This window comes from Microvirga sp. BF8, from assembly GCF_059888585.1.
Genome location: NZ_CM187619.1, coordinates 3,752,879 through 3,772,733 on the forward strand (window position 1 = coordinate 3,752,879; position 19,855 = coordinate 3,772,733).

19 protein-coding genes and 1 tRNA gene are annotated in these 19,855 nt (G+C 63.7%); 4 read left to right on the forward strand and 16 right to left on the reverse strand.

Annotated elements, in window-relative coordinates; all coding sequences use genetic code 11:
* Positions 1-19: 19 nt before the first annotated feature.
* Positions 20-1,294, reverse strand: coding sequence for an urea ABC transporter substrate-binding protein (urtA, locus tag AC522E_RS17800; RefSeq protein WP_500750749.1), 1,275 nt, complete (start codon positions 1,292-1,294; stop codon positions 20-22).
* 444 nt (positions 1,295-1,738) lie between these two features.
* A complete protein-coding gene (locus tag AC522E_RS17805; protein ID WP_500747567.1) occupies positions 1,739-3,124 on the reverse strand; it encodes an aminotransferase-like domain-containing protein in 1,386 nt (461 codons plus the stop codon).
* Between the two features lie 194 nt (positions 3,125-3,318).
* On the opposite strand from AC522E_RS17805, the gene AC522E_RS17810 reads away from it, so the two are divergent.
* Positions 3,319-3,744 (forward strand): DUF983 domain-containing protein, encoded by a 426-nt coding sequence (locus AC522E_RS17810; protein ID WP_500747568.1) that lies wholly within the window; start codon positions 3,319-3,321, stop codon positions 3,742-3,744.
* 33 nt (positions 3,745-3,777) lie between these two features.
* Complete coding sequence (gene tehA, locus AC522E_RS17815; protein WP_500747569.1) at positions 3,778-4,779, forward strand: dicarboxylate transporter/tellurite-resistance protein TehA; 1,002 nt, start codon at positions 3,778-3,780, stop codon at positions 4,777-4,779.
* A gap of 76 nt (positions 4,780-4,855) precedes the next feature.
* Here the strand turns inward: tehA and AC522E_RS17820 are convergent, their stop codons facing one another.
* The 8 genes from AC522E_RS17820 to AC522E_RS17855 all read right to left on the reverse strand — a co-directional run bounded on the left by AC522E_RS17820 (position 4,856) and on the right by AC522E_RS17855 (position 12,612).
* Positions 4,856-6,169: an HdeD family acid-resistance protein gene (locus AC522E_RS17820; RefSeq protein WP_500747570.1), complete on the reverse strand. Its 1,314-nt coding sequence runs from the start codon at positions 6,167-6,169 to the stop codon at positions 4,856-4,858.
* A 121-nt stretch (positions 6,170-6,290) separates the two neighbouring features.
* Positions 6,291-6,833 carry an RNA pyrophosphohydrolase gene (locus AC522E_RS17825; RefSeq protein WP_500747571.1) on the reverse strand — a complete coding sequence of 181 codons (543 nt, stop codon included), beginning with the start codon at positions 6,831-6,833 and terminating at the stop codon, positions 6,291-6,293.
* Positions 6,834-7,053: 220 nt separating this feature from the next.
* On the reverse strand, positions 7,054-8,370 hold the full coding sequence (locus AC522E_RS17830) for a S41 family peptidase (RefSeq protein WP_500747572.1): 1,317 nt from the start codon (positions 8,368-8,370) through the stop codon (positions 7,054-7,056).
* Positions 8,370-9,671, reverse strand: a complete 1,302-nt coding sequence (locus AC522E_RS17835) for a murein hydrolase activator EnvC family protein (protein ID WP_500747573.1) — start codon at positions 9,669-9,671, stop codon at positions 8,370-8,372. The genes AC522E_RS17830 and AC522E_RS17835 overlap by 1 nt, the downstream gene beginning before the upstream one ends.
* A 55-nt stretch (positions 9,672-9,726) precedes the next feature.
* Positions 9,727-10,221 carry a 23S rRNA (pseudouridine(1915)-N(3))-methyltransferase RlmH gene (rlmH, locus tag AC522E_RS17840; RefSeq protein ID WP_500747574.1) on the reverse strand — a complete coding sequence of 165 codons (495 nt, stop codon included), beginning with the start codon at positions 10,219-10,221 and terminating at the stop codon, positions 9,727-9,729.
* 15 nt (positions 10,222-10,236) lie between these two features.
* Positions 10,237-10,566, reverse strand: a complete 330-nt coding sequence (rsfS, locus tag AC522E_RS17845; protein WP_500750750.1) for a ribosome silencing factor — start codon at positions 10,564-10,566, stop codon at positions 10,237-10,239.
* A 151-nt stretch (positions 10,567-10,717) separates the two neighbouring features.
* The gene (locus tag AC522E_RS17850; RefSeq protein WP_500747575.1) at positions 10,718-11,374 is read right to left on the reverse strand and encodes a nicotinate-nucleotide adenylyltransferase; all 657 of its coding nucleotides are present in this window, start codon (positions 11,372-11,374) and stop codon (positions 10,718-10,720) included.
* Positions 11,371-12,612 carry a glutamate-5-semialdehyde dehydrogenase gene (locus tag AC522E_RS17855; RefSeq protein WP_500750751.1) on the reverse strand — a complete coding sequence of 414 codons (1,242 nt, stop codon included), beginning with the start codon at positions 12,610-12,612 and terminating at the stop codon, positions 11,371-11,373. Before AC522E_RS17855 ends, AC522E_RS17850 begins: the two co-directional genes overlap by 4 nt.
* 94 nt (positions 12,613-12,706) lie before the next feature.
* Between AC522E_RS17855 and AC522E_RS17860 the strand changes: the two genes are divergently transcribed.
* Positions 12,707-13,549: a DUF72 domain-containing protein gene (locus AC522E_RS17860; protein WP_500747576.1), complete on the forward strand. Its 843-nt coding sequence runs from the start codon at positions 12,707-12,709 to the stop codon at positions 13,547-13,549.
* On the opposite strand, the gene proB is transcribed toward AC522E_RS17860, so the two are convergent.
* From proB to rplU, 5 genes are all read right to left on the reverse strand, one after another.
* Positions 13,550-14,677 carry a glutamate 5-kinase gene (proB, locus tag AC522E_RS17865; RefSeq protein WP_500747577.1) on the reverse strand — a complete coding sequence of 376 codons (1,128 nt, stop codon included), beginning with the start codon at positions 14,675-14,677 and terminating at the stop codon, positions 13,550-13,552. It abuts the gene before it with no gap.
* Complete coding sequence (gene obgE, locus AC522E_RS17870) at positions 14,665-15,699, reverse strand: GTPase ObgE (protein ID WP_500747578.1); 1,035 nt, start codon at positions 15,697-15,699, stop codon at positions 14,665-14,667. The genes proB and obgE overlap by 13 nt, the downstream gene beginning before the upstream one ends.
* A gap of 89 nt (positions 15,700-15,788) precedes the next feature.
* Entirely contained in the window at positions 15,789-16,433 is a 645-nt protein-coding gene (locus AC522E_RS17875; RefSeq protein WP_500747579.1) for a GNAT family N-acetyltransferase, read from the reverse strand.
* Positions 16,434-16,618: 185 nt separating this feature from the next.
* Positions 16,619-16,885, reverse strand: coding sequence for a 50S ribosomal protein L27 (gene rpmA, locus AC522E_RS17880; protein ID WP_167674133.1), 267 nt, complete (start codon positions 16,883-16,885; stop codon positions 16,619-16,621).
* 37 nt (positions 16,886-16,922) lie between these two features.
* Complete coding sequence (gene rplU, locus AC522E_RS17885; protein ID WP_500747580.1) at positions 16,923-17,318, reverse strand: 50S ribosomal protein L21; 396 nt, start codon at positions 17,316-17,318, stop codon at positions 16,923-16,925.
* Positions 17,319-17,584: 266 nt separating this feature from the next.
* Between rplU and AC522E_RS17890 the strand changes: the two genes are divergently transcribed.
* Positions 17,585-17,674: transfer RNA gene (locus tag AC522E_RS17890), tRNA-Ser, on the forward strand.
* 494 nt (positions 17,675-18,168) lie between these two features.
* Here the strand turns inward: AC522E_RS17890 and AC522E_RS17895 are convergent.
* Positions 18,169-19,422, reverse strand: a complete 1,254-nt coding sequence (locus tag AC522E_RS17895) for an MFS transporter (RefSeq protein WP_500747581.1) — start codon at positions 19,420-19,422, stop codon at positions 18,169-18,171.
* Positions 19,423-19,855 lie beyond the last annotated feature (433 nt).

Below are 19,855 nucleotides of genomic sequence, written 5' to 3' on the forward strand. Positions count from 1 at the left end.
CGCCCTCATCTTGAGACGGCTAGGAACCGCACTTCTTCGTGACGGTGTTGTAATTGCCGCACTTGAGGGTCTTCCAGTCGGCAATCAGGTCTTTCGACCCTTCCAGGTGTTTCGACCAGGCATCGCCCGGCACGAGACCATCGGTCTGCCATACGGTATCGAACTGGCCGTTGTCCTTGATCTCGCCGATCAGCACCGGCTTGGTGATGTGGTGGTTCGGGAGCATCTCCGAGACACCGCCTGTGAGGTTCGGGACCTGAACGCCGACGATAGCGTCGATGACCTTGTCCGGATCCGTCGTCCCCGCCTTTTCGACGGCCTTCACCCACATGTTGAAGCCGATCACGTGGGCTTCCATCGGATCATTGGAGACGCGCTTTTCGTTCTTGGTAAAAGCCTTCCATTTCTCGATGAAGGCCTTGTTCTCGGGCGTTTCAACCGATTGGAAATAGTTCCAGGCCGCAAGATGTCCGACGAGAGGCTTCGTATCGATGCCTGCAAGTTCCTCTTCTCCGACCGAGAAGGCCACGACGGGAATGTCCGTCGCCTTGATGCCCTGGTTTGCGAGTTCCTTGTAGAACGGCACGTTGGCATCGCCGTTGATGGTGGAGACGACCGCAGTCTTCTTGCCGGAGGAGCCGAACTTCTTGATATCGGCGACGATCGTCTGCCAGTCGGAATGCCCGAAGGGCGTGTAGCTGATCATGATGTCCTCGGCCTTCACGCCCTTGGACTTCAAGTACGATTCGAGAATCTTGTTCGTCGTGCGCGGATAGACATAGTCGGTGCCAGCCAGAACCCAGCGCTCCACGCCCTCTTCCTTGGCGAGATAGTCGACAGCCGGGATTGCCTGCTGATTGGGGGCCGCGCCCGTGTAGAACACGTTCCGCTCGCTTTCCTCTCCCTCATACTGGACCGGGTAGAACAGTATGTTGTTGAGCTCCTTGAAGACCGGCAGCACGGACTTGCGCGAAACGGAGGTCCAGGCACCAAAAACGGCGGAAACCTTGTCCTTGCTGATGAGCTCACGGGCCTTCTCGGCAAAGAGCGGCCAGTTGGACGCTGGATCGACGACGACTGCCTCGAGCTTCTTGCCGAGCAGTCCGCCCTTTTTGTTCTGCTCTTCGACAAGCATCAGCATGACGTCCTTCAGCGTCGTCTCGCTGATTGCCATCGTGCCCGACAACGAGTGGAGAACCCCTACCTTGATCGTTTCCTCTGCGTTTGCGGCTTCCGCCGTGGCGCTCGAGACCAGAGCCGCTGCCGTCAGCGCGATCAGGTTTCTCCGCGTCATGTTGAATATCGACATAGGTTCTTCTCCCCTGTCTGCCCTGCTTCAGGTGCAGCATGGGGAGGTAAGCAAGAACCGTGCCAGCGCCCTCGACAAGGCTGCTGCCAAGCGACAGGACAAGCGTGGTGCCGAACGCACGGTCTGGATCTCGGCTCAGAAAAGCGGCGAAAGCTCAAATCTGAGGCGGAGGAGCAGCGATGGGTGAGCACTTCGCGTGCCATCGGGCCCCGAGGATTCCTCCCCTTCACGAAGGTCCTGGCCCGGCCGAACAGATCAACGCGTTTCTTCAGCGCCGCGGCATGGGCGATGGCCATGGTGCGTTCGAATCGACCATCGCCTATTGAGGCCAGGCCAGAGCAGCGGGAAGACCGGAAGCGAGATTGTTGCCGGCCCGCCCACTCTTGCTGCCCCTGACCAGTGACGCCACGATGCTGCGCTTCAATACGGTCATACGATCGAGGAAAGGGCGCTGGGGCCGTGCGACAGAACCGTCGCCAGCAGACTGAGCCCCCGCTCCAGCACGGCCCGGTTCTGTGCCGCACCGAGGGAAACCCGAATGGCGTCCGGCGCTGCGCCGACCGCAAAAGCCTCGCTTGGAACCAAGGCAAGTCCCAACTGTCGCGCATGGATATTGAGGTCGACCCGCCGCCATCGCTCCGGCAGGGTCAGCCACAGGTGATGTCCCTGCGGATGGGCCTGGAATTCCAGGCCCTGCAAAGCCCGACATGCAATGGCCTGCCGGGCAGCGCTCTCCGTGCGGATTGCCGCCGTGATGGAGTCCAGCGAGCCGTCGAGAATCCATTTTGAGGCCAGTGCCGCCATGAGAGGCGGCGTCATCAGCACCATGGCGCGGATCTCTGCTGCGAGCCGCAGGGTGTCGCTCAGTCCCGGCGTGACCACGTAGGCCGTCCGCAAGGCGGGCGTTGCGCATTTCGATAGGGTGGCAATGTGCCAAGTGATCTCCGGCGCCAGTGCCGCGATCGGCACAGGGGGCTGAAGCGGCAACGCCCCATAGGCATCGTCCTCGATGATCGCGATGCCGTGGCGACGCGCCACGTCGGCGATCGCTTCGCGCCGCTCGGCGGACATGGTCGCAGTCGTAGGATTGTGAATGGTCGGAACGCAGTAGACCGCTTTCGGCCGTTCCCGCCGGCAGACCTCCTCGAGCGCGGCCGGATCAAGACCCTCCCAGTCCATGGGGATTGGGACCAGCCGTACCTTGAGCTGCTCGGCGATCGCTCGCAGCCCCGGATAGGTGAGATCAGGAACGCAGATGGTATCTCCTGGAAGGGCCAAAATCCGCACGACGGCATAGAGCGCCGTCTGAGCTCCCCCGGTCACCACCACGCGGTCTGTTGAAACCGGACCCAGGCGCGGCTCAAGCCAACGGGCACCCGCCGCGCGGTCCGGCCCGGCACCAGCACTCTCCTGATAGTGCAGGTGCATCAGGCCCTGGGGGGATGCGAGAACCCCTGCGATCCCTTCCTGGATGCGCTCCCGCAGCTTCGCGTCCGGTGGCTGGGGGGGCATGTTCATGCTCAGGTCGATGACCGGCGGTCCGCCTAGCGCGGCACTGTCGCGCTCCGTTGCCCTGCCGCGAACGAAGCTTCCCCGGCCCGTATTGGCCGCGATCAACCCCATCTGGCGGGCCTCGTTGAAGGCTCGGGTCACTGTGGTCAGATCAATCCCGAGCTCTTTCGCGAGCTGCCGCTGCGGCGGCAGGCGATGCCCCGGCTTGAGCCGACCGGACTCGATGTCAGCCAAGAGAGCCCCGGCGATGGCCAGGTATTTCGGCCCGCTTACGTTCTCAATCCGCGGCAACCAGGACAACACGCTTCCTTGACCTTCATATCTTGCAAATGTATGGCTCTGTCGTGACATACATAATGAGCCCGAGGCAGGAAAAATCCCGAAATTCTTGGATTTTCTGCTGCATTTGAGAGATTAGTCTATCGCTATTTGTATGGAAAATCAATCCATACACATGTCGTCCCCAGGAGTCCGGGGCGCCATCGGAAGGATCCGACATGAACACAAGTCTCTCCGCGAAGGATGCCATTCTTAAGCACGGCCTGATGTGCCGCTGCCCCCGATGTGGGAAGGGCCGTCTATTCGACGGCTTCCTGACCCTCGCCCCCCGTTGCGAAGCCTGTGGTCTCGACTTCTCCTTCGCCAACCCGGCTGACGGGCCCGCCTTCTTCGTCATGATCATCATGGGCATTCCAGCAGCGGCGTTCGGCGTATGGGTCGAAATCACCTGGGAGCCTTCCTTCTGGGTACACGTGCTCACGTCTCTGCCGTTCCTGCTACTGACCTGCATTCCGCCGATCCGTCCCACCAAGGGCATGCTGGTTGCGAGCCAGTACTTCTACAAGGCAGAGGAGAGTCGCTTCGTGAACCCGCGACAGGCAGAGAGCGGAACCGGTTCATCCGGATCCGCCGCGTCCGGCTGAGCCTGCAGTCCCCTTCTCTTTCCCAAGGTCGCCATGGCCGACATCCACGAGACCACGCCACAACCCATCGCGCGGCAATCGGCACATCTCCTGTCTTTGCCCGTCGTGCCGGCCACCTACTTCGGAATGGTTCTCGGCCTTGGTGGGCTCGGCAGCGGATGGCGTGTCGCCGCCCGAGCCTGGGGAGCGTCCGCGCTGGTTGGCGAGGCCCTGTCCCTCGCCGCGGCGCTCGTCTGGCTCGTCTGGCTGGTGCTGTACGTCCTGAAATGGACAACCGCCCGCGGGGAGGCCCTTGCCGAGCTCCGGCACCCGGTCCAGGCCTTTTTCATCGCGCTGGTTCCAGTGGCGACCCTCATCGCCGCCATCGCGGTCGCTCCCTACCTGCCTGCCGCCGCACGGGCAATGTTCCTGACGGGCGTTGCAAGCCAGGTCATCTTCAGTGCTTGGGTTGTCGGCGAATTGTGGCAGGGCGGCCGCCACATCGGCGCGACCACCCCGACCCTATACATGCCCACGGTCGGCGGATGCTTCGTCAGCGCCATCGCCTGCGGGTCCTTCGGCTATCCCGAAGCCGGATTGCTTTTCTTCGGGGCGGGGTTGCTATCGCTCGTCGTTCTGGAATCGATCGTGCTGCACCGCCTGATGACCCATGCGCTCCCCGTTGCATGGCGCTCGACGATGGGCCTTCACCTTGCGACCCCTGCCGTCGGATCCGTTGCATACCTAGCCATTACCGATGGCCCTCCGGACCGATTTGTCCAGATGCTGTACGGATACGCCCTGCTCCAGGCGCTCACCATGCTGCGTCTCGTGCCCTGGCTGCGACAGCAGCCGTTCTCGCCGGCGGCGTGGGCCTATACGTTCGGCGTTTCCGCCCTACCGCTCGCGGCCCTTGGCTTTGTCGAGCGGGGTCAGACGGGGCCGATCGGCTTCCTGGCCCTTCCGCTCTTCGCCGGCGCCAACCTCGTCATCGGCTGGATCGCTCTGCGAACCGCGCTGCTCATGATCAGGGGACAGCTCCTGCCCCGGAGATGATCTCGCCCGGCTCGAGGCTTGCAGGATGGGTCGAGAAAAGTTCGCCGCGAGGCGAGCCCGGACACCTTCCATCCCTTCAGAAACGTCCGACGCTTCCACTCGGATCGGACAGGCGGCCTGGCTCCGGGCTGTAAGAGGAAGAGGCGTTTGCGACAGATCCCGCATGCACCACGCGGCTCAGCGCACGGGCATAATCGAGCACCAGGCCCGGCGTCCAGGTCATGGCCTCCGCCCGTTCCCGCAGGATCGCCGCGAGCCAGAGGTCGGGATTGACCAGGAGCCGCAGGAAGCGGCGCCAGACCTTCTCGGTGCTGAGGACTCCTTCCAGAGCCGTCTCGAGGGCCACCGCGACAGCGACCGAGCAGTTGCGGTTGGTCAGGTTATAGGTGTCGTCGGAGCGATAGGCCGCCCAGAGCGCGCGCAGCTTCGCCTCATTGAAGCGCCGGAATTTCACCAGCGCATCGGCTTCGACCCAGTGGGAGACCTCGTGGTCGTAAGAAGGCTGGAACAGGCCGGGCACATCGTTCGCCGCATCCGCGCGGACGATCCGGGAGAACTCGTTCAGGCGGCGGTCCATCTCCACGCCGGGGTAATGGCTGATATAGACGTCCGTCCCGCATTCCAGCGCCGCATGCCCGGTCGAGACGACGCCGTTGCGATCGATGGCTGCGATATAGCGATCGAACATCGGCCGATGCCGAACCGAGCCGGCAGCGCCGACAGGCGTCCAGACGCGCACGAGAAGCAGTCCCTTCCCGTGCCCGCCGAACGATACGGGGCCATGAGGCGGTGGAAGCCATCGGGAGCGGGCGAAGAGCGGCCAGGACCCCGGCTCGGGCGGCAGCGCTCTCAGGCTGAGGGCCAGCCTGACAAAGGTGAAGCCGGAGAGGAACAGGGCGACGCCGATGCAGAAAGGCACCGTCTTGGTGTAGGAAATCGGCCAGCTCGAGAAGGCAAGTCCCGCCAGACCGATTTCGACCACGGCAAGAGCGGCGATGCCCCGCCAGCGCGGATAGCGCACGAAGAAGGCCGCCACCAGACGGATCGCGCCGTCGAGCAGAAACGCGATACCGAAGAGAAGACTGTTGGCAATGTCGTTGCGCCACGGAAGATCGATGATGAGCAGGCCGAGCGCCATCATCACGAGGGCACGCGCCAGGAAGAACCGCCCGCGCCTTCGGCCCAGTCCTACGGTCACGATCAGCGCGACGAATCCTTCCGCGACGAGGAGATAGCCGAAGGTCTCGGTGATGACGACAGTGACGCCGTCCGCAGCGTCCGCCATGACGGCAAGGCCGAGCGCGAACCACAGGCAGCCCAGGATGGCGAGAGAGCGCCACTGACGCCTCATGGTCTCGAACCCCATGAGCAGGATGGCGAGCCGGATCATGCAAGCCCTTCACAGCAAAGCTTGGAATGGGCCAGGGATACCATTCAAGCCTGAGAGGCAACAAGCGGTCCCTTGAATTTGTTCTCTCGTCTTGGGATTGAAACCCGGAAGAAGAGTTCATTCAGGGTTGTGGGCCGCTCGCCTGCAGATGGCCGAACACACCGACGACGCTTTCATAGACCGGTCTCTTGAACGGGATGATCAGCTCGGGCAGCCGGCGCATCTCCTCCCAGCGCCATTCGTCGAATTCCGGCCTGTGGTGTCCCCCGCCGGGCCGGAGGATATTGATCTCGCTCTCGTCACCCTCGAAACGGAAGGCGAACCATTTTTGAGTCTGACCACGATAGCGCCCGCGCCAGGCACGGCCGGCGACCATCGAGGGGAGATCATAGGAATACCAGTCCGGAGCCTCGGCCAGCAACTTCACTGAACGGACGCTCGTCTCCTCGTAAAGCTCGCGCAGAGCCGCCTGGTAGGGCTCCTCGCCAGGATCGATGCCGCCCTGCGGCATCTGCCAGGCATAACCGTCGGAGACCTGATCTCCGCCGCCTTCCGACCGGCGACGGCCGATGAAGACCTGGTTCTGCGTGTTCAGGAGCATGACGCCGACGCAGGCTCTGTAGGGAAGATCGCTTCTGGCCTGCTGTCCCTTGGCGCCTCTCATCCGACCTGTCCCTCCCGTTCGCGCTGCCGATGCCTCATGCGCCCGGCCATCCTTTGAAGATCGCTCGACGCAGGCTCTTGGTTCCGAAGCAGGTGACAAGAGTGCCGTGGCGTATCGCCATGCACAAGCCTTTCCGCATCGCGTTGCGCGAACCAAATGCAAAAAGGCCCGGCGGTCGGAGCCGCCGGGCCTGGACTGACGAAATTCAGGAGGTTGAATTTCAGTTCGGTACGTTGGTGGTATTGGCCGCGCCCTTGCGCACGCCGTGAAGGAAATCGTAGGCCGCGATGAGCTGCTTGTCCTTTGCCGGGTCCGGCGGAACATAGGCGGAGGAACCACCGCGCTCTTCCTTATCGGCGCCGTTGACGAGATGTCCGCGCAGGCCGGCTTCGCCCTTGGTCTCGTCCTTGCCCTTCAGCTCGTCCGGCACGTCCTGCAGGACTTCCTGGTCCGGATCGATGCCCTTGGCCTGAATCGAGCGTCCCGACGGCGTATAGTAGCGCGCCGTCGTCAGACGCACGGCACCATTGCCGCCAAGCGGGATGATGGTCTGGACGGAGCCCTTGCCGAAGGAGCGGGTTCCGAGCACAGTCGCGCGCTTGTGATCCTGAAGTGCGCCGGCGACGATCTCCGAGGCGGAGGCGGAGCCACCGTTCACGAGAACCACGAGGGGCTTACCTTTGGTCAGGTCGCCACCCTTGGCGGTGAAGCGCTGCGTGTCCTCCGGATTGCGGCTGCGGGTCGAGACGATCTCGCCGCGGTCGAGGAACGCATCGGAGACCATGATGGCCTGATCGAGCAGACCGCCGGGGTTATTGCGCAGGTCGATCACGAAGCCGGCGACTTTGTCAGCCCCGATTTCGCTCGTCAGCTTGTCAATGCCGCTTCGCAGGCCCTCATAGGTCTGCTCGTTGAACTGCGTGATGCGCAGGACGCCGATGTCGCCCTCGGCACGCGCCCGCACGGGACGGACCTTGATGGTCTCACGGGTGAGCTTCACCTCGATCGGGTCCTTGGCTTCCTTGCGCTGGATCTTGAGCGTGACCGAGGAGTTGATCGGCCCGCGCATCTTGTCCACGGCCTGGTTCAGGTTGAGGCCTTGGACCTGCTCGCCATTGATCTGGGTGATGATGTCGTTGGCAAGAATGCCGGCCCGGGAGGCGGGAGTATCGTCGATGGGGGCAACGACCTTGACCAGGCCATCCTCCATCGTGACCTCGATGCCGAGACCGCCGAACTCGCCACGGGTCTGGACCTGCATGTCGCGGAAGCTCTTCGCGTCCATGTAGCTCGAATGCGGATCGAGCGAGGTCAGCATGCCATTGATGGCGGACTCGACCAGCTTCGACTCGTCCGGCTTCTCGACATAGTCGGTCCGGATCTTCTCGAAGACGTCACCGAAGAGACTCAGCTGCCGATACGTGTCCGCGGAGGCGGCAATCGCGCTCGTCGAGGACAGCAAACTGGTCTGCGACACCACTGACATGCCGCCGGCGCCAATGACCGCGCCAAGAATTAAAAGGGACACCTTGCGCATTATCCGCGAACCTTTTCGCCTTGCGATTTCGCCCACCATGGACCTGGATCGATCGAACCGCCGTCTTTCCTGAACTCTACATAGAGAATCGGATTGTTCTTTTCTATGGCATCGCCGGCCAAAGAAATGAGAGACGTATCTCCCATCGTGGCAACCGGTTCTCCGGCGAGCACGAATTGCCCGACGTCGACATTGATTTGGTCCATTCCGGCCAGGAGCAAATAATACCCCCCGCCGGCATTGATGATCAAGAGTCGGCCATAAGACCGGAACGGGCCGGCAAAGGCAACCCAGCCATCGGCCGGGGATACGATGGACGCCTTCGGTCGGGTGGTGATCGAAATGCCGCGCGTCGTTCCGCCATAGCCATCGGACGATCCGAATTCCTGGACGATCTCGCCACTGACGGGCTTTGGAAGCAGGCCTTTCGCCTCGACAAACGGGATTTTCGGAGCAAGGCGCGCCGGATCCTGGAAAGCGGCCTGGGCGAAGCGGGCGCGTGCCTCCTTCTCCTGGGCCTCCGCGGCCTTTCGCGCCTCCTCGGCGGCCTTCTGAGCGCCGGCAATCTCCTTCTCCATGCGGTCGATCAACTCTTTGAGAGTGCCGGCCTGACGGGCGAGATTGGCGGCCTTTTCCTTCTCGGCCCCCATGGTCCGCTCTGCCTCGGCAATTCGTTTCTGCCGGGCGTCGATAAGGGCGGTGAGGCGCTGCTGCTCGCCATTGAGAGCCGTAAGTTCCCCGCCAAGGGTCGAGCGATCGGCGGCAATGGCGGTCTTGAGCCGCACCAGTTCGGCAAGGTCGGTTGCCAGAGTCTCGGCCTCCGCGCGCAGTTCCGGGAGCACCGCCCCCAGCAGAATCGATGCCCGGACGGCCTCGAGCATGTCCTCCGGACGGACCAGGACAGCCGGGGGCGGCCGACGGCCCATCCGTTGTAGGGCGGCAAAGACCTCGACAATGACGCCGCGACGGCCCTCCAGGGACCGCCTGATCGCCGTTTCGCTCGCGGTCAGGGTTTGCAGGCGCTGTTCGAGGTCCCGAATGCGGTCTTCGGTCGATCGGACCCGGCCTGCAGTCTCGATCAGGGCGGCATTGAGCTTTGCCCGGTCGGCACCGATCTCGGTGACCTCGGCCTCCAGCCTCCTCCGGGCCTCGGCACTCGCCGCCATGGCCTCTTCGAGAACCCTGAGGTCCTTCTCCCGCTGGGCTTTCTGCTCGACCGTCTCCGGCGGCACGGCTGGTGCGGTCGCGGCAGGCGCCTGTACCTGCTGGGCCTGCACCGCCCCCAGGCTCAGAATCGCCAAGCATGCGCCAAGGCTCAAAGCCTCGCGGGAGAGAAAGGACGGAATGGGCACACCCTCAGGAATCGTCGTGACCGGCCCGATGATAAGGGTGACCGGCGATGATTGTCAGCGCCCTATAGAGCTGTTCGGCGACGAGGGCCCGTACGATCTGGTGCGGCATGGTCAAAGCACCGAATGAAATCACGGCCTTTGCCTTCTTGAGAATCTGGGGATCGAGCCCGTCGGGCCCGCCGATGACGCAGGCGATTCCCTGGCTGCCCTCGTCCCGCCACTGCCGGATTCGACCGGCAAAGGCCTCGCTCGAGGGACTCTTGCCGCGCTCGTCGAAGGCGATCAGGAGGGCAGAACCGGCCTTCTCGAGGAGGGCGGCAGCCTCCTCGGCCCGGCGGTCGTCGTCCCGGCGCGCTCGGCTCTCCGGCAGCTCGACCATGTCGAGCCCAGCCATGCCGAGGCTGCGGCCGATTGCCTCGATCCGCTGCCTGTAGCGTTCGACCAGCTCCCGTTCGGGACCGTTCTTGAGACGGCCCACGGCCAGCAAGCTCAATCGCAACGCTCGTGCTTCCCGTCAGCTCGCCCGGTCTTGCGGGCGGTCGGCGCCCCACATCTTCTCGAGGTTATAGAAGCCACGGACCTCGGGACGGAAAATGTGCACCAGGATGTCGCCGGCGTCGATCAGCACCCAGTCGCAGGCAGGTAGGCCTTCGACGCGGGCGTTTCCGAAGCCCTTGTCCTTGAGATCCTTGATCAGGCGATCGGCGATGGCACCCACGTGACGGTGGGAGCGGCCCGATGTGATGATCATGGTGTCTGCAAGCGAGGTTTTGCCGGCAAGGTCGATCTCGACCGTATTCTCGGCTTTCATATCCTCGAGGCTAGCCAGAGCGGCGGCCCGGATGTCCTCATCGTGCGGAGCCTCCGCTCCGGAGAGAGGGGGAAGCGGATTCCGTTCCGCTTCAATCGAAGATAGTCGGTTCAGGTTCAGTCCCTTTCCACCAGCGCCCCATATTGCGCCGTGACCCTAAGATAAGGTCGAACGGCACTATATTTCAACGCCCGCCAACAAGAGAAGTTCGTCGCAAACGGCGTAGGTCCGTGGAGGAGAGGAATGAGCGCGGGCCGTGCAGGAAGACCCAGGCCGGGGGCGAAAGCCCCGCCAGCCCCGAAGCCGCGCTCTCAGGGAGCCGTGCGTTGGCCAGGGCGATGGCGGCCCGGGAATTCATCGCCCTCAAGGTCCAGCAGGGCCGGTCGATGACGGCAATCGGCATCAGCGCGGCGATCCGTCGCCAGCCCCGCCAGCGATGGAAGCCCGCCAGATTGTCCGCCCCCATGATCCAGACGAAGTGGACTCCCGGATGCCGTCGCTTGAGATAGGCCAGGGTGTCGATCGTGTAGCGGGCCCCGATCGCTTCCTCGAAGACCGTGACGTCGATCCGAGGATGGGCTGCGACTTTCCTGGCCTCGCACGCGCGCTGGGCCGTCGAGGTGAGTTCCCCAGGATCCTTCAGCGGATTGCCGGGCGTGACGATCCACCAGATCCGGTCGAGCCCCAAGCGCTTGAGGGCGAGCAGGCTCACCAGCCGATGCCCGCCGTGGGCCGGATTGAAGGAGCCGCCATAAAGGCCGATCCGCATGCCGGGCGCAGCATAGGGCAGGCGGGCAAGCCCGGAAGGCCTCAGGCGGAACTTCGATGGCGGCAATATCACGGACGTGTCTGACCTGAGCCCCGGATGCGGTATTTGAACGAGGTCAGTTGCTCGACTCCCACGGGGCCGCGCGCATGCATGCGGCCGGTGGCAATGCCGATCTCGGCGCCGAAGCCGAATTCCCCGCCATCGGCGAATTGAGTGGAGGCATTATGAAGCACGATGGCAGAATCGACCTCCGCCAGGAAGCGCTCCGCGGCGGCCGCATCATCCGTGACGATCGCCTCCGTATGATGCGAACCGTAGCTCTCGATATGGTCGATCGCCGCCTCGAGGCCGTCGACGACACGCACGGAAATCACCGCATCGAGGTATTCCGTGCGCCAATCCTCTTCGGTGGCGGGAGTCACCCGCCTGTCCACGGCCTGGACGGACATATCGCCGCGAACGGCGCAGCCAGCGTCGAGAAGCATGGTCACGAGCGGCTTCAGGTGGGTCCCGGCGCAGGCCCTATCCACGAGCAATGTTTCGGCGGAACCACAAATGCCCGTGCGGCGCATCTTGGCGTTCAGCACGATCTGCTTCGCCATGGCGAGATCCGCCTTGGCATGGACGAAGACATGGCAGATGCCCTCGAGATGGGCGAAGACAGGGACTCGTGCCTCGCTTTGCACCCGGGCGACGAGGCTCTTGCCTCCGCGTGGCACGATGACGTCGAGATTGCCATCAAGGCCGGCCAGCATGGCACCGACCGCGGCGCGGTCCCTGGTCGGGACGAGACGAATGGCATCGGCGGGCAGCCCGGCCTCTTCGAGGCCCGCGCCCATGGCGTCGGCGATCGCAAGCGCTGTCCGGAAGCTGTCCGATCCCGTACGCAGGATCGCGGCATTCCCGGCCTTGAGGCAGAGCGCCCCGGCATCGGCAGTCACATTCGGACGGCTTTCGAAGATCACGCCGATGACGCCGAGGGGGGTCGCGACACGCTCGATCAGAAGACCGTTCGGCCGCTCGAACGACGCCAGGACCCTCCCGACCGGGTCAGGCAGGGCGGCGATGCTCTCGACCGCCGACGCGATGTCCTCGAGCCGCTTCCCATCGAGGACGAGGCGGTCGAGGAAGGCCGGCGCCTGCCCCTTGGCGCGGGCGTCCGCGACATCCTGCGCATTGGCAGCGAGAATGACCTCCGCGCGGGCCCGAATCCGGCCCGCCATGGATTTCAGGGCCGTTTCCTTTTCCAGGGCGGTTGCGGTCGCAAGCCGTCGCGCCGCTTGCCGCGCCCGGCGCCCGAGGTCGTTCATGAGAGCCGGGATGTTCTGGACTCCAACCGAATCCGCATCGGCGGCGTTGAGTCGGTCGGCGGGACCGATCCCGCTCACGGTCAGAGTGTCATCCATGTCAAAGCCTCGCGGACGATCCGCATCCCACACCAAGTCTGTCGCTCGCTCGGCAAGCCGAGGTCCCAGCCCTACCCTGTCGTCCCGGAGGATCGATCGCGCCGGCTGGCCCGAACACCGCATCGGCACATCCGGATGGCATTACAGGAGCTGGAGCGGCCCCTTCTACCCACCCGACCTGAAGCCGAAGGATTTCCTGTCCTTTTACGTTGAACATTTCAATACCACCGAAATCAACAATTCCTTTTACCGGCTGCCGACGGAAAAGGCCGTCGCGGCCTGGCGGGACGGCGTTCCGCAAGATTTTCTCTTCGCCTGGAAGGTGTCCCGCTTCATCACCCATCTCAAGCGGCTGAACGATGTGGAGGACAGCATCGATCTGGTTTTCGGCCGTATGGCAGGGCTTGGGCCCACGTTTGGGCCGGTGCTCTTCCAGTTGCCGCCAACCTTCAGGGCCGAGCCTGAGAACCTCGTCAGGCTCGTTCACTGTCTGAAGCATATCCCGGCACGGCGCAGATGCGCCTTCGAGTTCCGCCACCCGACCTGGTACGAGGATCCCGTGCTCGACCTGCTGCGCGACCACAATGCGGCACTCTGCATCTCGGACCATGAGGCGGCGCCTGCACCGTGGGTCGCAACGGCCGATTTCGTCTATGTCCGCGCCCACGGAACCGAGGGCCGCTATGCTGGACATTATAGTCCCGATATCTTGAGCACTTGGGCAAAAAAGCTCGATCACTGGCGCCTCGAGAGCCGCGACGTCTATGTCTATTTCGACAACGACGTGAAGAGTGCGGCGCCCAAGGATGCGCGAAAGCTCACAGAGCTCATGCGGACATGACTACTCGGCGTGCAGCGCCATGTCGTCCCTGTGGACCATCTCGGTACGCCCTGGATAGCCGAGGATCGCTTCGATCTCGCGGCTCGGACGTCCGATGATGCGGGAGGCATCCTCCGCGTCATAGGCGACGAGGCCACGCCCCAGAATTCGCTGCTCATCCCGGATGGTCACGGCGTCGCCCCGGGCGAAGACCCCTTCGATGCGCCGCACGCCCACGGGGAGCAGACTGGCGCCGCTTTGGAGCGCCCGCACCGCTCCTTCGTCCACATAAAGGGTGCCGCGCGGCTCGAGCGCTCCCGCAATCCACGTCTTCCGTGCAGTCGCAGGGTTGGACGGCGTCAGGAACCAGGTGCAGCGGCCGCCCTCGGCCACCCGCTTCAGAGGGTTCTTGGCTCGCCCGTCGGCGATGATCATATGGGTCCCGCCGGCCGTGGCGATCTTGCCGGCTTCAATCTTGGTCCGCATGCCGCCGCGGGACAACTCCGATGCCGCGCCACCGGCCATAGCCTCGATGGCCGGCGTGATGCGGTCGACGAGGGCGATATGTTGAGCGTCCGGGTCGGATGCCGGGGGAGCGGTGTAGAGGCCATCGATGTCGGAGAACAGAACCAGCAGATCGGCACCGATCATCGTGGCGACGCGGGCCGCGAGGCGGTCGTTGTCTCCGTAACGGATTTCGCTCGTCGCCACGGTATCATTCTCATTGACGACAGGCACGGCCCGCATTTCGAGCAGTTTTAGGGTCGTCGCCCGGGCATTGAGATAGCGGCGGCGCTGCTCCGTGTCCGCAAGCGTCACCAGGATCTGTCCGGCCGTGAGGCCGTGATGGGCGAGCATTTCGGCCCAGGTCCGTGCCAGGGCGATCTGCCCGACGGCAGCCGCAGCCTGGCTCTCCTCGAGCCGCAGGGGCCCCGGAGGAAGCCCCAGCACCGTGCGTCCCATGGCAATGGCGCCGGACGACACGACCAGAACGTCCGCCCCCAGGGCGTGGAGATCGGCGATATCCTCGGCCAGGGCCGCGAGCCAGGCATGGTTGAGGCGTCCCCGCGCCCGATCGACCAGGAGCGCTGAGCCGACTTTCAGGACGACACGGCGAAACTGACGCAGGTCGGGAGTCACGGGTGCCATTCCTCCCCGGCCTCGACGACCTTCTCCTCGGCCCGGGCATCGTCGATGATCCGCAGGAGCGCCTGAAGCACCTCCTGCACGCCCTGACCGGAGGCAGCGGAGACCACGTGGGGTGTCCGTCCGACCGCCCGTTTCAGGCGAGCCAACTGCTCCTTCAGCGTCCCCTCGTCGAGAGCATCGGTCTTGGAAAGAGCCACGATCTCGGGCTTATCGGCCAGTCCATGGCCATAGGCCTCGATCTCGTGTCGGACCGTCTTGTAGGCCTTGCCAGCATGCTCGCTCGTCCCATCGACGAGATGGAGAAGCACGCGGCAGCGCTCAACATGGCTCAGGAACCGGTCTCCCAGGCCAATGCCCTCCGACGCTCCTTCGATCAGGCCTGGAATATCGGCGAGCACGAATTCACGATTATAGGCGCGAACGACGCCCAGGCCCGGATGCAGCGTAGTGAAGGGATAGTCGGCAATCTTCGGCTTTGCCGCAGTAACCGTAGCGAGAAAGGTCGACTTCCCCGCATTGGGCAATCCCACGAGGCCCGCGTCGGCGATCAGCTTGAGGCGCAGGATGATCCAGCGTTCCTCCCCCTCGAGGCCCGGATTCGCCCGGCGCGGAGCCCGATTGGTCGACGTGGTGAAATAGGCGTTGCCGAAGCCGCCATTGCCGCCCTTGGCCAGAAGGATCTTCTGCCCGACCTCCGTCATGTCGGCGATCACCGTCTCCCCGTCCTCGTCCAGGATTTCCGTCCCGGCCGGAACCTTGAGGACAATATCGGCACCCTTGCCGCCGGCACGGTTCTTACCCATGCCGTGCTCGCCCTTCTTGGCCTTGAAGTGCTGCTGGTAGCGATAATCGATGAGGGTGTTCAGGCCGTCGACGCATTCGGCCCAGACGTCACCGCCGCGTCCGCCGTCGCCCCCGTCGGGTCCGCCGAACTCGATGAACTTTTCGCGGCGGAACGAGACGCACCCGGCACCCCCGTCACCGGAGCGAATGTAAATTTTGGCTTGGTCGAGAAATTTCATAACCCGCTTCCTTTACGGGACAAGGAGTGCGGGAGCAACGCGGACGATACGTCAGGGGCTCCCGAATCTCCGGGAGTCCCTGACAAGCCTCAGCATGCGAGGGAGAACTCAGGCCCTGCCACGCTCTCGGCCGGCTCTCTGACGAGACCCGTCTGTCCCCAGGTCTTCAGGCTCTCCCAGGCCCGCCGGTCGAGGCGGAACTGGTCGGCCGGATAGAATCCCCCGCGGGCTGGCAGTTCCGTGAGGCCCGAGCCCTGATAGGCAAAGCCGCACTTCTCCAGGACCCGGCGGGAGGCCGGATTGATGACCCTTGCCGAGGAGGTGAGTGCCTCCCCGTCGCCATAGGCGAAGAATGCATCGATCAGGGCCCGCGCCGCTTCGGTGGCATAGCCCTGTCCCCAGAAGGGGATGCCGAGCCAATAGCCGAGATGCGGATGCCCATCCTCTGGACTTGGACTGATGCCCACAATTCCGATCAGGCTGTTCGGCTTTCCCTTCGGCGTGATGGCGAGCTGGAGGCTCCGGCCATCCGCATTGGACTGCCGGGCTTGGAAGATGAACCGCTCCCCGACTTCCGGTGGATACGGATGTGGAATGAAGGCCGTCATCTCCGCGACAGCTTTCTCACCGGCGAGGCGTACGATGGCCTGGGCGTCCGCAAGGCGGGGCCAGCGCAGCCACAGGCGGCGGGTTTCCAGGCGGAAAACGTCGTCACGGGTGAGGTCGGGAAACATAGTCCTGCTCCGATCCGGTCGGGCCTGTTCGCGGGCCCTGAAATGACGAAGGGGAGGTGGACATCCCACCTCCCCTGTCGATCTCGGATCTTGAGCTCGGCCTTTTTGGGGCCATTTTCAGGAGCTGCCTGATCCGCCGGGTCGGTGTGATGCCGGCGGGAGCTCCTTCGTTTTGCTCTCGCCGTTTACTCTGCGGCCTCTTGGGCCGGTACGACCGATACAAAAGCTCGGCCTTGTTTCGTAAGGAATCGGACTCGGCCATTGGCCGTGGCAAAGAGGGTATGATCCTTGCCCATGCCGACATTCGCGCCGGCATGCCACTTCGTGCCGCGCTGACGAATAATGATGTTGCCCGACACGACCTGTTGATCGCCGAACTTCTTGACGCCCAGACGACGACCGTCGGAGTCGCGACCGTTGCGAGACGAGCCGCCTGCTTTTTTGTGAGCCATGGGTTACTCCCGTGTTCCTGTCAGTTGGCCTGAGCGCTTACTCAGCGGTGGCCGGCACAGCCTCTTCAGCCGCAGCCTTGGTGGTCTTCTTCTTTGCCGCAGCCTTCTTGGGCTTCTCGCCTTGACCGAGGATCTCGGTGATCCGGATCACGGTATAGTCCTGGCGATGCCCGCGCTTGCGGCGCGAATTCTGGCGGCGGCGCTTCTTGAAGGCGATAACCTTCTCGCCGCGGGTCTGCTCGACGACCTCACCCGCCACAGTGGCGCCCTCGATCAGGGGCGCGCCGACCTGGGTGCCGTTGTCGTTCGTGACCATGAGAACCTGGTCGAACGTGACGGCGGCGCCCGGCTCGCCTGCGAGCTTGGCGACGGTAATGACGTCATTGGCGGCAACGCGATACTGCTTGCCGCCGGTCTTGATCACTGCGAACATCTTTCGATCCTTGTGTTCAAACCCAGCTCTCCGCAGGGGGAACCCGCAGGGCCGGCTTTTTGGCAGTTCCGGCTTCAAACCACGGCAGGCGCAAGCCCGCCGCAACGAAAAAGCGCGGGCAGAGACCCCCACGCTCAAGAATGCCTTTCCCTACGGGACGAAGACGTCCCTGTCAACCAAATCCCCCGATTTAAGTGCTTGTGAAGACAAAAAACGCATGATATCCACCCCGCCTCAACCAGAGGGCCCAAAGGCCTTCGCGACCCGGAGAGGTGGCAGAGTGGTTGAATGCACCGCACTCGAAATGCGGCATACGGGCAACCGTATCGGGAGTTCGAATCTCCCCCTCTCCGCCATTCTTCCTCGCTAAGTCTCGGGAATATAAAGGCAATTTACGCCAGAGATGGCGTTACCCTACATTACAGCCCACATTTCCGCGTCTGTACTGAAGCAACCCGACTCAGCGAACACCGCACCGACAGGTCGGACGCGCCCGGGAATCCGCACCCATTACGTAGTAGGACCAATACCCTATTCCGCTGTGTAGGAAAGGGGCTTAGAGCCTTGGCTACCTAAAGGCATTCTTTATGTTCTGTTAATGTTCAACGAATTCTGAAGCTGCCAAAGTTAACCCAGATACGAAGGCACTACGCTGCTCGATGCTGGCCTATGGGAGAGATTCGAGATTGGACGCTCCTCGCGTCCAAGTGGTTGGGAGTGAGACGATGGCATCTGCCAAACAATTTGAAGCGCTCCTGGCCAGCCACATCGAGGGTGACGAGGAGCAGCTCCTCTCGGTTGCCCTTCCACCCATCGACGGACGCACCGACGCCGCTTCGCCGAACCCGCATCAGCGCTCCTCCGGCGGCTTGATCGCCGAGAACTGCCGCAGCAGCATGAGGTCATAGATCACCTTCAGGGCTCCCGCGAGGACAAGCGGCCAGCCGAACATCGAGACGGTCAGGAGCCATCCGGACAGCAGCGGCGCGACGGCCGATGCGAGACTGCGGGGCACGGCGGTGACGCTCGCGGCGGCAGGCCTCTCATCCGGCGTGACTATTGCCATGACGTAGGACGACCGGGTCGGTACATCCATCTGCGAGAGAAGGCTCCGCAGGATCAGCAGCCCGAACGCAGTCCAGACGGTCGGGGCGAAGGCGGTCAGAATGAGGAAAAGGCTCGACGGCATGTGTGTGAACACCATGGTGTTGATCAGCCCGAACCGCTTGGCCAGAGGCACCGCCGCAAAGTACGAAGCCGCCGAGCACAGACTGGTCACGAAGAAGATCGCCCCGATGGTGGCAACGCCGATGCCGAACCGCTCGCCGAGCCAGATCGTGAGCAGGGCGTTGATGACCAGCCCGCCGCCGAAGGCGTCAACAGAGAACAGGGCGGCCAGACGGTAGACGATCCCGCGCGACGGCCCGAGCGGAACCGGCGTGGCATCCGTGCCTGCTTCCACCCGGAGCGATAGATGCCGGTAGAGGAGAAACGTGAGCAGCCCGAGCACACCGTAGAGGCCGAACAGAACGGCCGTCGTGGTCGATGGCGACACGACCGGTGCAAGCCAGTCGATCACGCCGACGGAAAGCGCCCCGAGGGCACCGAAGAAGGCGCCGACGAAGCTGTACCGGGCGAACGCCGCCGTCCGATCCTCGTCGGCGACGACATGCGAGAGGACGGTGTGCTCGAGGGGTAGGAAGACGCTGACGTCGCCGCCGGACGGATTGAGCGTGCCGACGAAGGCGATCACGAGCAGCGGCCAGAAACCGTCGACCCCGGCGAAACCCAGCCCGGTTGCCGACATGAGAAGGGCTGCGGCGAGCAGGGCCGGGCGTCGCGGGATCCGGTACGCGAGGAGCCCGAGGACAAGCGTCAGCAGAGCCGAGCCGAGCAATGACGCGGTCGAGATGAGGCCGACGCCGAAGGCATCGTAGCCGAGGTGCGCGAGATGCACGGGCAACAGGATCGCCACATAGCCGTCACCGAAGGCGCGCAGCGACCGCGCCACGAGAACCCGCCGGACGTCCCGGGAAAAACGCACGCTGGCGCTGGGCCCATCGACCCTGTCCTGACGCTCTGTGCCGTGGACTACGCTGGTCATGTGCTCCTGACCTCCCAGGGATCCGGCCGATGGAGTCAGCTCCTCCTAATCCTTCGCGGTCTTCACCTGATCGAGGGCGGTATACAGTCCTCGGGCAACTTTCGCGGCGTCGTCGTTAGTCCAGAAGTGCATTCGGCAGGCCTCCCCGCTCACGTCGCCGCGAACGCCTGGATGCAGCCGTCCCAGTGGAACTCAGGTGGATGCGAGGGACAAGCTGGCCGATGGAAATAGTTCTGGTTGATGACATGACGCGTCCTCGCTGGAGTGAGCTGGACGCGATGCTTGGGCATGTCGCCTCATGAGGGGATCGCAGCCCCCATGGGCCAAAATAAGTGCCAGCGAACGTCTTTTGTCAACGGCTTCAAACCGGGTCGCAGAGCAAGCGGATTGCCCGGACGTACAGGTTCCTGAACGTCAGGAATGAGTCGATGTC